Source organism: Pigmentiphaga sp. YJ18, assembly GCF_038066655.1.
In the GTDB taxonomy this organism is placed as follows: domain Bacteria; phylum Pseudomonadota; class Gammaproteobacteria; order Burkholderiales; family Burkholderiaceae_B; genus Pigmentiphaga.
The window spans coordinates 2531911-2544590 of sequence record NZ_JBBUKU010000001.1 but is presented as its reverse complement, the minus strand read 5'-3'; the positions used below and the strand labels follow the sequence as shown (position 1 = coordinate 2544590).

Annotated in this window: 12 protein-coding genes; 5 read left to right on the top strand and 7 right to left on the bottom strand. The window is 70.1% G+C overall.

Going from position 1 to position 12680, the window contains the following annotated elements; translation table 11 throughout:
- Positions 1 to 10 precede the first annotated feature (10 nt).
- The 6 genes from czcI to WKR98_RS12190 are packed head-to-tail and all read right to left on the bottom strand — an operon-like array spanning position 11 to position 5191.
- A complete protein-coding gene (gene czcI, locus WKR98_RS12215) occupies positions 11 to 355 on the bottom strand; it encodes a cation efflux protein, CzcI family (protein WP_124688344.1) in 345 nt (114 codons plus the stop codon).
- Between the two features lie 54 nt (positions 356 to 409).
- On the bottom strand, positions 410 to 838 hold the full coding sequence (locus tag WKR98_RS12210; protein WP_341433299.1) for a hypothetical protein: 429 nt from the start codon (positions 836 to 838) through the stop codon (positions 410 to 412).
- A 48-nt stretch (positions 839 to 886) separates the two neighbouring features.
- Entirely contained in the window at positions 887 to 1729 is an 843-nt protein-coding gene (locus WKR98_RS12205) for an amidohydrolase family protein (RefSeq protein WP_341433298.1), read from the bottom strand.
- Positions 1730 to 1748: 19 nt separating this feature from the next.
- Positions 1749 to 3389: a (2,3-dihydroxybenzoyl)adenylate synthase gene (locus WKR98_RS12200; RefSeq protein WP_341433296.1), complete on the bottom strand. Its 1641-nt coding sequence runs from the start codon at positions 3387 to 3389 to the stop codon at positions 1749 to 1751.
- A gap of 9 nt (positions 3390 to 3398) precedes the next feature.
- On the bottom strand, positions 3399 to 4160 hold the full coding sequence (locus WKR98_RS12195; protein ID WP_124688340.1) for an SDR family NAD(P)-dependent oxidoreductase: 762 nt from the start codon (positions 4158 to 4160) through the stop codon (positions 3399 to 3401).
- A gap of 35 nt (positions 4161 to 4195) precedes the next feature.
- Positions 4196 to 5191 carry a Bug family tripartite tricarboxylate transporter substrate binding protein gene (locus WKR98_RS12190; protein WP_124688339.1) on the bottom strand — a complete coding sequence of 332 codons (996 nt, stop codon included), beginning with the start codon at positions 5189 to 5191 and terminating at the stop codon, positions 4196 to 4198.
- A gap of 116 nt (positions 5192 to 5307) precedes the next feature.
- Here WKR98_RS12190 and WKR98_RS12185 point away from each other — a divergent pair, with 116 nt between their 5' ends.
- From WKR98_RS12185 to putA, 5 genes are all read left to right on the top strand, one after another.
- Entirely contained in the window at positions 5308 to 6219 is a 912-nt protein-coding gene (locus WKR98_RS12185; RefSeq protein ID WP_341433294.1) for a LysR substrate-binding domain-containing protein, read from the top strand.
- Positions 6216 to 7103: an oxygenase MpaB family protein gene (locus WKR98_RS12180; protein WP_341433292.1), complete on the top strand. Its 888-nt coding sequence runs from the start codon at positions 6216 to 6218 to the stop codon at positions 7101 to 7103. Before WKR98_RS12185 ends, WKR98_RS12180 begins: the two co-directional genes overlap by 4 nt.
- A 65-nt stretch (positions 7104 to 7168) precedes the next feature.
- On the top strand, positions 7169 to 7876 hold the full coding sequence (locus tag WKR98_RS12175; protein ID WP_341433290.1) for an MBL fold metallo-hydrolase: 708 nt from the start codon (positions 7169 to 7171) through the stop codon (positions 7874 to 7876).
- A gap of 32 nt (positions 7877 to 7908) precedes the next feature.
- Positions 7909 to 8598: a metallophosphoesterase gene (locus WKR98_RS12170; RefSeq protein WP_341433288.1), complete on the top strand. Its 690-nt coding sequence runs from the start codon at positions 7909 to 7911 to the stop codon at positions 8596 to 8598.
- Positions 8599 to 8640: 42 nt separating this feature from the next.
- On the top strand, positions 8641 to 12375 hold the full coding sequence (gene putA / locus WKR98_RS12165) for a trifunctional transcriptional regulator/proline dehydrogenase/L-glutamate gamma-semialdehyde dehydrogenase (RefSeq protein WP_341433287.1): 3735 nt from the start codon (positions 8641 to 8643) through the stop codon (positions 12373 to 12375).
- 4 nt (positions 12376 to 12379) lie between these two features.
- Here putA and WKR98_RS12160 read toward each other — a convergent pair whose 3' ends face one another.
- Positions 12380 to 12679 carry a DsrE family protein gene (locus tag WKR98_RS12160; RefSeq protein WP_124688333.1) on the bottom strand — a complete coding sequence of 100 codons (300 nt, stop codon included), beginning with the start codon at positions 12677 to 12679 and terminating at the stop codon, positions 12380 to 12382.
- Position 12680 lies beyond the last annotated feature (1 nt).

Below are 12680 nucleotides of genomic sequence, written 5' to 3'. Positions count from 1 at the left end.
GTCTCGCCGGCTAGGCGAGCGCGCGCCACTGGGGGCGTTCGGGCAGCGAGACGGGCGCCGCCGCCAGGAAGGCGGGCGGCGCGGGAGGATGGGCATGGGCGATGCCGGCCTTGGGCAGGTCCGGGGTGCCGGCCAGGACGGCCTGCAACGCGATCATGTGGCAGACCACGCAGTCGGGATGCACCGCTTTCTTGGCGTCGCCCTTGTCGCCGGTGTCCTGATGGACGTGTTCGTGGTGGCCGAAGTGCGCCTGGGCCACCTTGCCGGTTTCGTGCTGGCAATAGCCCGCCGCCGCTGCCCAGGTGAACTGGAACGGCAGGAAGGCAAGCAGCAGCAGGATGAACAGGCGGCGCATCGGGGCATTGTAGCTGCTGACGCCACCGCGTGCCTGCGGCGGCGTGTCGCGGCCCTAACGCAGCAGCCCGCTGCCGCTGTTGCGCGAACCGGAACGGTCTCCGGCTCCGGAAGACTCCGTCCCGGTGGAGGGATCGCGCCCGCCGGAGCCCGAGCCCGTGGCGCCCCGGTTGGGCGGCTGGTTCTGCGCGCCGCCCTGGGTCGTGCTGCCCGGATAGCCCGCGCTGCCGGTACCCTGGCCCTGCTTGCCGGGGGACGAGCCGCTGTCCTGGGCGTTACCCGACGAACCGGACGGCCCGCTGTTGGTGCTGCCCCGGGTCGGGCTGTCGGAGCTGGAGCCGCTGGGCGCGTTGCTGCCGCCGCTCTGGCCGTTGCCGCTCTTCTGGCCGTTACCGGTCCCCGAACTTGTCTGCGCCAGGGCCAGCGGCGCCGTCAGGACCATGCCGAGGCTGAGCAGGATGCTTGCCGCAATGGAACGCTTCATGTCGATCTCCTGAAACGTCCCCTTCCAGCAGAAAACATGCCCGCCGGCCTACAGCCCCAGCACGCGCGCCGCGTTGCCATGCATGACCTTCTCCATCACGGTGTCGCTGTAGTCCAGTTCCTGCCATTCCTTCAGGATGCGCGCGTACGGCAGGCTGGGATAGTCGCTGCCGAACATGATCTTGTCCTGCAGCCGGCCGCGGATGTCGACCTTGAGATTGCCCGGAAAATGCCTGGGCGCCCAGCCCGACATTTCCCAATAGACGTTGCCCTTGTGCAGGGCCACGGCGGTGGTCTCGTCCACCCAGGGCCAGCCGGGGTGCGCCATGATGATCTTCAGGTTGGGAAAATCGGCCGCCAGGTCGTCGATGGCGGCCGGATGGGCGTGGCGTATGCGCGCGCCCATGCCACCCGGCAGGCCGGCCCCCATGCCGGTGGTGCCGACGTCTATCATCACGGCCGCGCCCAGCGAGGCGATTTCCTCGAACAGCGGGTAGTAGCGCGTGTCGTTGACCGCAAAGTGCTGCATGATGGGATGGAAATGAAAGCCCATGAAGCCCAGCTCGCGCACCGCCCTGCGAGCCTGGCGTATCGCGATTTCGCCCTTGGCGGGCTCGAGCGCGCCCCAGCACTGGATGATGCGGTCGGGATGCCGTTTCCACATGCCGTGCACGTATTCGTTGGTGCAGGGCGGCGTGGCCACGGTGGTCTCCAGGTCCAGCGCGACCAGGCAGGCATCCACGCCGGCGGCGGCGAATTCGGCCACGACCTCGTCCTCGGGCTTGCCGACCCAGTTCCGCTTCCAGTAGGTGGCCAGGGCCTCGACATAAGGGCCCTGGGCGTCGATCCAGGTCTGCGTGCCCGGATAGCAGTGCAAATCGATGATGCGCATGGTCGCGTCTCTCCTTCTTTCAGGCCGCGGCCGCCCGGGATGCCACCATCTCGGCCAGGGATTTCTTCGACACCTTGCCGAAGGTGGACACCGGAAAATCGTCCAGGACCTCCAGCCGCTCGGGCAGCTTGAACTTGGCGATCTCGCTCGCCTTCAGGAAAGCCACCAGCTCCGGCAGCGTCAGCGACGCGCCCGCCCTCAGCACCACGCACGCGCACATGCGTTCGCCCATGTCGGGATCCGGCATGGGAACGCAGGCCACGTTCTGCACCGCGGGATGCATGAGTATCAGGTTCTCGATCTCTTCCGCGCTGATCTTCTCGCCGCCGCGGTTGATCAGGTCCTTCTTGCGGCCCTCGACGATGTAGTTGCCCGAGGGATGCCTGCGCATCAGGTCCCCGGACCGGTAGAAGCCGTCGGGCGTGAACTGCCTGGCGTTGTACTCGGGCACGCCGAAGTAGCCTCGCAGCGTGTAGGGACCGCGGCAGGACAGTTCGCCCACCTCGCCCGGCCCGACCTCGCGCCCCTCGTCGTCGATCAGCCTGATCTCGTCGTCGGGGCAGACCGGCCGGCCGCAGGTTTCCATCAGCACGTCCTCGGGGTCGTCGTGGCGCACGAACATCAGCACGCCTTCGGACATGCCGAAGTTCTCCTGCACCAGCGCGGTGGGAATCAGGCGGCGGGTGCGCGAGCGGACCTCGGGCTGCATGCGCTGGCCGCCGCTCTGGATCAGCCGCAGCGACGACAGGTCGTAGCGCCCGATGTCCGGATCGTTGATCAGGCGTATCAGCAACGCCGGCACCACCTTCAGGTGCGTGACGCGGTGTTTCTCGATCAGCGCGAACATCTCGGCCGGACGGGTGTTCGCGTGCAGCACCACCTTGGCGCCGTTGAACAGGAAGCCCTGTATGCCGGGACACGCCAAGGGCAGGTTGTGCGCGATGGGCAGCACCAGCAGCAGCACGGAGTCGCCGTCCACCCGGGTCACTTCCGCCGCGACCTTGGAGTTGTAGGCGTAGTCGTTGTTGGTGCGCGGGATCAGCTTGGGAATCCCGGTCGTGCCGCCCGACAGCTGGAAGATGCAGGGGTCCTCGGGATCGATGCGGATGTCGCGCAGGGCCGCGCGGTCGCCGGGGGCCGGCGTCTCGATCAGCTCGGCCAGCGAATGCTCCCCGGGCCCGGCCGGGCCCAGCACGAGGCGCAGCCGCAGGCAGTCGTTCTCCTGCTGTATGCGGTCGACGACGGGACCGAAGGCGAAGTCCCCCTGCGATACCGGATAGACGCAGCAGCGCGCCTGCGACAGCCTGACGAACTGGCTGATTTCCAGATAGCGATGAGTGACCAGCGCGGCGATGGGAATGGCGCCGATCTTCTGCAGCGCAAAATACAGGATCACGAATTCGGCCACGTTCGGCAGGGTGGGCACGACGCGGTCCAGCGGCCGCAGCCCCAGCGCCAGCAGGTGCAGCGCCAGATTGTCGCTTAGCCGGTCCAGGTCGGCGTAGGTATGGCTGCGATCGCCGTCGACCAGGGCCACCCGGTCCGCATGGCGCGCGAAGACCTGCGCGAATTCCTGGGCCAGCGAGCGGTCCTGCCAGTAGCCCCGCTCGCGGTAGCGGCGGGCGAACTCGGGCGGAAAGGGGACGAATCCTTCGAGCATGGCGCCTCCTCAGGTCGAGCTGGTGTAGCCGCCGTCGATCACGACGATCTCGCCGGTGACGAAACGGTTCGATTGCAGCAGGTTCAACATGGTCTCGGCCACGTCGTCGGCGGTCACGCAGCGGCGCAGCGGCGTGGCGCGGGCGCGCTTGCCCATGAGGTCGCCGTACTTCTCGCCCAGCATGCGCTGCATCCAGTCGCCCTCCATCCAGCCCGGCGCGACGGCGTTCACCCGGATGTCCGGCCCCAGGTTCCAGGCCAGCGTCTTGGTCAGGTTCACGACTGCCGCCTTGCTCGCGGCGTAGGGCAAGGGCTGGGGGCCGGGCCGCAGGCCGACGATGCTGGCCGTGTTGACGATGGCTGGGTCGGTGCCCTTCCTGAGCAGCGGCACCGCGGCGCGCGTGACCTGGAAAAGCCCCCGCACGTTCACCGCGAAAGTACGGTCCCACTCGTCCATGTCCAGGCTGTCCAGGTCCCGGACCTTCCAGGCCGCGGTGGTGCCGGCGTTGTTGACCAGCGCGTCCAGGTGCCCGAACCGCTCGTCGACGGCCCGCATCATCTGGCGCACCGCCGCGTCGTCGGACACGTCGCACTGGAGCAGCATGGTGCGGGCCCCCAGGGCCGCCGCCTCGCTGGCCACTTCGCCGGCGGCCTTCCCGCTGGAGGCGTAATTGATCGCCACGTCGTAGCCGGCGCGCGCCAGGGCCAGCACCGCGCTGCGGCCGATGCCGGTCGCCCCGCCGGTAACCAGGGCTTTTCTTCTATCGTTCATCTGCATTTCCATCGTGGTTGATTGGACGGACAGGCCTACTGCGGCTGGATCGCCAGTTCCTGCACCGTGTTCTTCCAGACCGCCTGCTGGCCCCGTACGAAGGCCTGGAGATCGGCCGCGCTGCCGTGCATGGGGTAGACGCCCAGGTCGGCCAGGCGCGAGACCAGTTCCTTGTCGTCCAGCAGGCGATTGATGTCGGCGTTGATGCGCTCGACCACCGCGCCGGGCGTCCCGGTGGGGGCGAACAACGCGAACCAGCCCAGCGATTCGAAGCCCGGCAAGGTCTCGGCCACCGTGGGCACCGATTCCAGGCCCGGCAGCCGCCGCGGCGAAGTCACCGCCAGGGCCCGCATCTTGCCGGCCTTGACGTGCTGGACCAGGGCGGGGATACCGTCGATGGTCAACGCCGCCTCGCCCGCCAGCACCGCGTTGATGGCGGCGGGCGAGCCGGCATAGGGCACGGTGAAAAGCTGGAATCCGCCGGCCCGCGCCAGCATCTCGCCGGTCAGGTGCGGCACCGATCCGGCCTGCGCCGCCGCGAAATTCAAGGTGCCCGGCCGGGCCTTCCCTTCCTTCGCCAGGTCCGCCATGGAGCGGATGGCCGACGTGCCCGGCACCACCACCATCATGGGGCTGGTGCCCACGGCGGCCACGGGCACGATGTCGCGGTCCATGTCGTACTGCGGCTGCTTGTAGAGCAAGGGCGTGAGCACCGCCGCGGCGGCGGGCACGAAGCCCACCGTGTAGCCGTCGGCGCCGGACCGCGCCAGCGTGGACATGCCCGGAATGCCCCCGGCGCCGGGCTTGTTCTCGACATACACGGGCTGTCCCCAGCCGTGCGAGAGCCGGTCGGCGATCAACCGCGCCACGACGTCGGGCGCGGCCCCGGGCGGGAACGGCACGATCATCCTGACCGGCTTGGCGGGCCAGGTCTGGGCCCTTGAATCCTGAATCAGCGACAGGGCGACGGCGAACCCTGCCACCCATGCCAGCAACCGGCTGTGCCGGCCCGAGGCCATGATGCGTTGCATGCTTGTCTCCTGCGCGTGCTATCAAGTTTTTCTGGTGGACGCGAGGTGACTGTAGAAAAGTGGCGGTGCTACGGACAAGATGTCAAAATCCCACGAGTGATTCGATTTTGATATCCATGAAACTCAATCAGCTGCGGGACCTCGTGGCCATCGTCGAACATGGCGGGCTGCGCGCCGCCGCCCGCCGGCTCGGCGTGGCGCAGCCGCTGCTCACCCGCAGCGTGCGCGGCCTGGAAAAGGAACTGGGCACGCCGCTGTTCGAACGCCAGGCGCGCGGCATGGTCCTGACGCCGCTCGGGCGGCTGTTCCACGAACGCGCGCGCGGCATGGTCAACGAACTGCGCCGGGCGCGCGACGAACTGGCGCAGGCCCAGGGCTCGGGCGCCGGCACGGTCATCGCCGGCTTGTCCATCATGCCGCACATGGGCCTGCTGCCCCGCGCCCTGCCCGCCTTCCGGCGGCGCTATCCTCAGGTGTACCTGCAGCTCATCGAAGGCCTGTTCCCCGATCTCGAATCGCAGTTGCGCAGCGGCGCCATCGACTTCTACCTGGGCGCCGCGCCCGGCACCGTGCCGGCCGGCTTCATCGTCGAAACGCTGTTCTCCAACACCCGCGCCGTGGTCTGCCGCAAGGGGCATCCGCTGGCGCGCTCGCGTTCGCTCAAGGCGCTGGCCGGTGCCGAGTGGGCCCTGCCCTCGACCGATTACGACAACCAGGACGACCTGGCGCGGCTGTTCCAGGAATACGGCCTGCCCGCGCCGCGCGTGGCGCTCCAGGCCCGCACCGCGCTATCGATGATGGTGGCGCTGGCCAACAGCGACCTGCTCGCGCTGCTGCCGGTGCAATGGCGGGAATTCGACCTGACGCGCGATTCGCTGCAGGTGATCGCCGTGCGCGAAAACCTGCCCGCGCCCGACATCGTGCTGATCCGGCGCGCCGAGATGCCCATGACGCCGGCGGCCGAACACCTGTGCGATCTCATGCAGCGCAACGCCCCGTCCCTCCAGCCCACGCGGGGCCGCGCATGATACGCAGGCACATCGAAGCCCAGGTCCTGGGCCTGACCGGACTGGCGCTGGGCGGCATCGACTTCGAGTATCCGCGCGGCGATCCCGGCCTGTTCGGCCCCGACTCGGCCTGCTGGAAAGTGCACGGGGATTTCACCTCCATGCTGATCGGCGGCATTGCCGCGCTGCTCATGCAGATGCTGCATCCGCTCGCGCTGGCCGGCGTCTGGGACCACTCCAATTTCCGCCAGGACATGCTGGGCCGCCTGCGCCGGACCGGCCAGTTCATCTCGGGCACCACCTACGCCGCCACGGCCGATGCGGAGCGGCTGATCGCGCGCGTGCGCGGCATCCATGAACAGGTACGCGGCACGGCGCCCGACGGCCGCCCCTACGCGGCCGACGATCCCGACCTGCTGACCTGGGTCCACGTGGCCGAGGTCAGCAACTTCCTGGCCGCGCACCTGCGTCATCGCAACCCCGCGCTGTCCGGCGCCGAGCAGGACCGCTACTACGACGAGATCTCGCTGATCGCGCTGCGCCTGGGCGCCCGCGACGTCCCACGCTCGCGCGCCGAAGTGGCGGCCTACCTGGCGCGCATGCGGCCGCAACTGGTGTGCGACGACCGCACCCGCGAAATCGCCCGCATCCTGCTGTCCCATCCCCCGGCCGTCAGCCCGCTGGCACGGCCGGTCAGCCGGTTCATGATGGAAGCCGGCACGGCCTTGCTCCCGGGCTGGGCCGCCGACATGCTGGAGTTGCGGCGCCCCGCCTGGCGGGTCCGTGCCGCCGGCATGGCGATCGGCGGCGTCGCGCCGGTGCTGCGCTGGGCCGTGCGCAACGGCTCGGCGCACCGGGCGAAGCGGCGCATGGGGCTGCTGCCGCCATCCCCCGGCAGGCTTTGACGGCCGACATGTGAATGTCTAACATATATTCCATATAGAAATTTGCTTATTTCTTGAAGAAATATATGATCTTCCGCCAGTTCTTCGAGCCCGACTCCAGCACCTACACCTACCTCCTGGCGTCCCGCCGCGGGGGCGAGGCGCTGATCATCGATCCGGTCAAGGAACGCCTGGACCACTACCTGCAGGCCATACGCGAGCTGGACCTGCGCCTGGTCCACGCCATCGACACCCACACCCACGCCGACCACATCACCGCGCTGGGCGACCTGCGCGACGCCACCGCCTGCACCACCATCATGGGCGAACGCTCGCGCGCCGAATGCGTCTCGCGCCAGGTGCGCGACGGTGAACTGCTGCGCGTGGACGGCATCATGCTGCAGGCTCTGTATACCCCGGGGCACACCGACGAGTCCTTCAGCTTCGTGCTGGAACCGGCCGCGCCCCAGGCCGTCTTCACCGGCGACGTGCTGCTGATCCGCAGCACCGGCCGCACCGACTTTCAGGCCGGCGACGCCGGGCTGTCGTGGCACTCCATCGTCGACCGGCTGTTCGCGCTGCCCGACGACACCACGGTCTACCCGGCGCACGACTACAAGGGCTGGACCGCCTCCAGCATCGGCGAGGAAAAGCGGCACAACCCGCGCCTGGCCGGCAAGACGCAGGCCGAGTACGTCGAGATCATGCGCAACCTGAACCTGCCCAACCCGCGCCTGATGGACGTGGCCATACCGGCCAACCTGGCCTGCGGGCAGGCGCCCGGATCGCCGTAACGGCCTATCATGGGATCTGTCCACGGAATCCCATGAGCGCCCTTCTCGTCCGCCATGAACCCAACCGCCACGGCCGCGACATCGCGGTCGGGGACATCCATGGCCATTTCACGCGGCTGCGGGCCGCCCTGGACCGCGCCGGCTTCGATCCCGCCACCGACCGGCTCTTCAGCGTGGGCGACCTGGTCGACCGGGGGCCGGAATCCGAACAGGTGCTGGACTGGCTGGCCCTTCCCTGGTTCCATGCGGTGCGCGGCAATCACGAAGACATCGCGATACGCTACGCCAAGGGCAACCCCGTCGACCAGACCAGCTACATCGCCAACGGCGGAGCGTGGTTCGTCACGCTGCCCCTCGCTCGGCGCCGCGTCTATGCCGAGGCCTTCGCGTGCCTGCCGCTGGCCAGGGAGATCGAAACACCGGCAGGACGGGTGGGCATCGTGCACGCGGACAGCCCGGTGCGGGACTGGAGCCGGCTGACCTGGTCGCTGCGGCTGTGGCGCGCAGCGCGGGACCGCGCGATGTGGTCGCGCGATCGGCTGCAAGGCGAGAATGCCAGCGGCGTTGCCGGGCTGCGCGCGCTGGTGGTGGGCCACACGCCCGTGGACGATCCGGTCGTGCTGGGCAACGTCCATCACATCGACACCGGAGGATGGATGCCGGACGGCCGCTTCACGCTGCTGGACCTCGCCACGCTGCAAGCCATCCCGCCCATGGGCTAGACTGGATCCTGCCGCACGCCGCCCGGCGCCAGGAGGGCATCCATGCCGTCGACCACTCCCCGCCCCATCCCCTTCGAGTCCTTCGCGCCAGGCCTCGCGCCGCAGACCGGCGAACGCTCGGCCATCACGGCGGACACCCGGCGAGCGGAACACGAGATGGTCGGGCGCCTGCTGGACGCGATCGAACCGCCGACCGACAACGGGCCGGTCATGGAGCTGGCGTGGCGGCTGGCCTCCACGCTGCGCGACCAGGCGGGGCTCCCGGCGACCGAAGGCCTGGCGCAGATGCTGCTGCAGGAGTTTTCCCTCTCGTCCGAGGAAGGCATCGCGCTGATGTGCCTGGCGGAATCGGTCCTGCGCATACCGGACACGGTCACCCGGGGCGCGCTGATCCGCGACAAGATCGGCAAGGGCCGATGGTCGGCCCACCTGGGACACAGCTCGTCGCTGTTCGTCAACGCCGCCGTCTGGGGCCTCCTGCTGACCGGCCGGCTGTATGCCGCGCACCAGGGATCGGGCCCGCAGGCGGCGCTGGCCGGCCTGATCGAGAAAGGCGGCGAGCCGCTGGTGCGCCGGGCCGTCGATGCCGCCATGCGCCTGCTGGGCGATCAGTTCGTCGCGGGCCGCACGATGGAACAGGCGCTGGACCGCTCGCGCGCGCAGGTGGCGCGCGGCTACACCCATTCCTACGACATGCTGGGCGAGGCGGCCATGACCGAGGCCGACGCCCTGCGCTATACCGCGGCCTACGACCAGGCGATCCAGCGCATCGGCGCCTCGTGCCGGGGCGGCACGCCCTACGAGGTTCCCGGCATCTCGATCAAGCTGTCCGCCCTGCATCCGCGCTACGAGCGAAGCCAGCGGGCACGGGTGCTAGGCGAACTCTATCCGCGCCTGCTGTCGCTCGCGCGCGCGGCGCGCGGGTACGGCATGGGCCTCAACATCGACGCGGAAGAGGCCGCGCGCCTGGACCTGTCGCTGGACCTGCTGGAACGCCTGTGCGGAGAACCGGACCTGGCGGGGTGGGACGGCCTGGGGTTCGTGGTGCAGGCCTACCAGAAGCGCAGCCTGCGGCTGATCGACCACCTGGCCGCCCTGGCCCGCCGCAGCGGCCACCGGCTCATGGTCCGCCTGGTCAAGGGCGCGTACTGGGACAGCGAGATCAAGCTCGCCCAGGTCCAGGGCCTGCCGGATTATCCGGTCTATACGCGCAAGCCCCACACCGACATCGCCTATCTCGCCTGCGCGCGCAGGCTGCTGGCCGCGCCCGACGCGGTCTTCCCGCAGTTCGCGACCCACAATGCCCACACCCTGGCGGCCGTCTACCACCTGGCCGGCCCCGCGGACTTCCGACCCGGGCAATACGAGTTCCAGTGCCTGCATGGCATGGGCGAGCCGCTGTACGACCAGGTCGTGGGCACGGGCGGCCTGGACCGCCCCTGCCGCATCTACGCGCCGGTCGGCCCGCACGATACGCTGCTGGCCTATCTGGTGCGGCGCCTGCTCGAGAACGGCGCGAACACCTCGTTCGTCCATCGCGTGGCCGACCGCGGCCTGCCCCTGGAAGCGGTGATCGTGGACCCGGTCGCGGCCGCCCGCGACATCGGCGCCGGGGGCGGCCCCGTCGGCGCGCCCGACCCGCGCATCCCCCTGCCGCCCGACCTGTATGGCGCCGAGCGCGCCAATTCGCGCGGGCTGGACTGGTCCGACGAATCCTGCCTGCTGCGGCTGTCGCACCGGCTGGCGGGCGCCGCCGCGCGGACCTGGCTCGCCCGCCCCCTGCTGAATGACGAGGTGGCGCCCGGGGCGCGCCTGGACATCCGCAACCCCGCTCATCGCGGCGACCTGGTCGGCCAGGTACAGGAAGCCTCGCTGGCCGACCTCGAGTTCGCGCTCGCCCGCGCCGCCCATGCCACCCGCCTCTGGCGCGACACGGCGCCGGCCGAACGCGCGGCCGTCCTGCGCCGCGCCGCCGACGGCATGGAAGACGAACGCGAGGCGCTCGCGGCGCTGATGGTGCGCGAGGCAGGCAAGACCTTGCCCAACGCCTTCGGCGAAGTCCGCGAGACCGTCGATTTCCTGCGCTACTACGCGGCGCGCGCCACCGAGGGATTCGACGCCGCGCTGCACCGGCCGCTGGGCATCGTGGCCTGCATCAGCCCCTGGAACTTCCCGCTGTCCATTTTCACCGGCCAGGTGGCCGCCGCGCTGGCGGCCGGCAATACGGTCGTGGCCAAGCCGGCTGAGCAGACGCCGCTGATCGCCGCCGAGGCCGTACGCATCCTGCGCGCCGCAGGGGTACCGCCGGGTGCGCTGCAAATGCTGCCGGGACGCGGCGAGTCCGTCGGCGCCGGTCTGGTCGCCGACGCCCGCGTACAGGGCGTGCTGTTCACCGGCTCGGTGGCGGTGGCCCGGGACATGCGCCGCGCGCTGGCCGAGCGGCTGGGCACCGGCGGCCGGAGCATCCCGCTGATCGCCGAAACCGGCGGGCTGAATGCCATGATCGTCGATTCGTCGGCCCTGCCCGAACAGGTGGTCGCCGACGTGATGGAATCGGCGTTCGACAGCGCCGGCCAGCGATGCTCGGCCCTGCGCCTGCTATGCCTGCAGGAAGACATCGCCGACCGGATGCTGGCCATGCTGCGCGGCGCCATGGACGAATACCGCACCGGCCGGCCCGACTGCCTGGAGACCGATGCCGGGCCGGTCATAGACGAAGCCGCGCGGGACGACATCGAGCGGCACGTCGCCGCCATGCGCGACGCCGGCCATCCCGTATTCCGCGCGGGCCGCCTGGATCCGGACGAGTGCCGGCACGGCTGCTTCGTCGCCCCCACGCTGATCGAACTCGAACGGCCGGACCAGTTGCACCGGGAGGTGTTCGGACCGGTCCTGCACGTGGTGCGCTATGCGGGGCAGCATCTCGACCGCCTGCTGGATCAGGTGAACGCGCTGGGCTACGGGCTGACGCTGGGCCTGCATACCCGCATCGACGACACCGTCGCGCTGGTGCTGGACAGAGCGCGCGTGGGCAACATCTACGTGAACCGCAACATGATAGGCGCCGTCGTCGGCGTACAGCCCTTCGGCGGCGAAGGCCTGTCGGGCACCGGCCCCAAGGCGGGCGGGCCGCTCTATCTGCCGCGCCTGCTGTCGGCGGCGCCGCCGGACATCGCGATACGCGCACTGGCCTCGCATCCGCCAGCCCCCGCGTGGCTGCAACCCCTCCGCCCCGCTCGGCCGCTGGCCATCCTGTGGGACTGGGCCCGGGAGCAGGGCATGGCGGAACTGGCCGACCGCTGCGCGGCCTACGCCGCGCGACTGCCCGAGACCGCCGCGGCCACCCTGCCCGGCCCCACCGGACAACTGGATGTCTACGCGCTGCGCCCGCGCGGCAGGGTGCTGTGCATCGCGGACGAAACCGCCGACCTGCTGGTCCAACTGGCCGCGGCGCTGGCCACGGGCAATGACGCCCTGTGGCAGGCCAGCCATCAGGCAGCCGCGCTGCACGCGTCGCTGCCGACGGACCTCGCCGCCCACGTAGCCGTGGCCGATCCCGCCGCCTCGCCGTTCGACGCGGTCCTCGTCCATGCCATGGGCAACCGGCTGAAATCCATCCTGCGGCAGCTTGCCCGCCGCGAGGGTCCGCTCGTGCCGGTGGTCGATCTCGCGCCGGGCGAGGCCGCCATCCCGCTCGAACGCCTGCTGGTCGAACGGTCGGTCAGCATCAACACCGCCGCGGCCGGCGGCAACGCCAGCCTGATGACGATGGGCTGAGCGGTCAGGCGCGCATGTAGGCCCAGCCCTCGGCCTGTCGGCGCGCGATGTGCAGCACCGCGGCCTCGACCACGGCGATGCCGTCCGGCGTCGTCAGCCCGTTGGCCGCCAGCGTGTTCGCGCAAAGGCGCAGATGGACATCGGTGGCGTCCGGCTGCCCCAGGGCGGCCGCGACGGCGCCGGCGTTGGCCACCAGTTCCACCTGGGCCTGGCCGTCGGCCTTGAGCAGGTTGGCGACGTTGCGCCGGCCCCGCTCCAGCGCGGCCGGCGTGGGCGCGTGGATGACGAGTTTGATGACGGCCATG

Excerpts from the sequence above, each read along its gene's own strand:
- WKR98_RS12185 (WP_341433294.1), top strand. The coding sequence starts at position 5,308 with ATGAAACTCAATCAGCTGCGGGACCTCGTGGCCATCGTCGAACATGGC.
- WKR98_RS12160 (WP_124688333.1), bottom strand. The coding sequence starts at position 12,679 with ATGGCCGTCATCAAACTCGTCATCCACGCGCCCACGCCGGCCGCGCTG.
- WKR98_RS12175 (WP_341433290.1), top strand. The coding sequence starts at position 7,169 with ATGATCTTCCGCCAGTTCTTCGAGCCCGACTCCAGCACCTACACCTAC.
- WKR98_RS12190 (WP_124688339.1), bottom strand. The coding sequence starts at position 5,191 with ATGCAACGCATCATGGCCTCGGGCCGGCACAGCCGGTTGCTGGCATGG.
- WKR98_RS12205 (WP_341433298.1), bottom strand. The coding sequence starts at position 1,729 with ATGCGCATCATCGATTTGCACTGCTATCCGGGCACGCAGACCTGGATC.
- czcI (WP_124688344.1), bottom strand. The coding sequence starts at position 355 with ATGCGCCGCCTGTTCATCCTGCTGCTGCTTGCCTTCCTGCCGTTCCAG.
- WKR98_RS12180 (WP_341433292.1), top strand. The coding sequence starts at position 6,216 with ATGATACGCAGGCACATCGAAGCCCAGGTCCTGGGCCTGACCGGACTG.
- WKR98_RS12210 (WP_341433299.1), bottom strand. The coding sequence starts at position 838 with ATGAAGCGTTCCATTGCGGCAAGCATCCTGCTCAGCCTCGGCATGGTC.
- WKR98_RS12200 (WP_341433296.1), bottom strand. The coding sequence starts at position 3,389 with ATGCTCGAAGGATTCGTCCCCTTTCCGCCCGAGTTCGCCCGCCGCTAC.
- putA (WP_341433287.1), top strand. The coding sequence starts at position 8,641 with ATGCCGTCGACCACTCCCCGCCCCATCCCCTTCGAGTCCTTCGCGCCA.
- WKR98_RS12195 (WP_124688340.1), bottom strand. The coding sequence starts at position 4,160 with ATGAACGATAGAAGAAAAGCCCTGGTTACCGGCGGGGCGACCGGCATC.
- WKR98_RS12170 (WP_341433288.1), top strand. The coding sequence starts at position 7,909 with ATGAGCGCCCTTCTCGTCCGCCATGAACCCAACCGCCACGGCCGCGAC.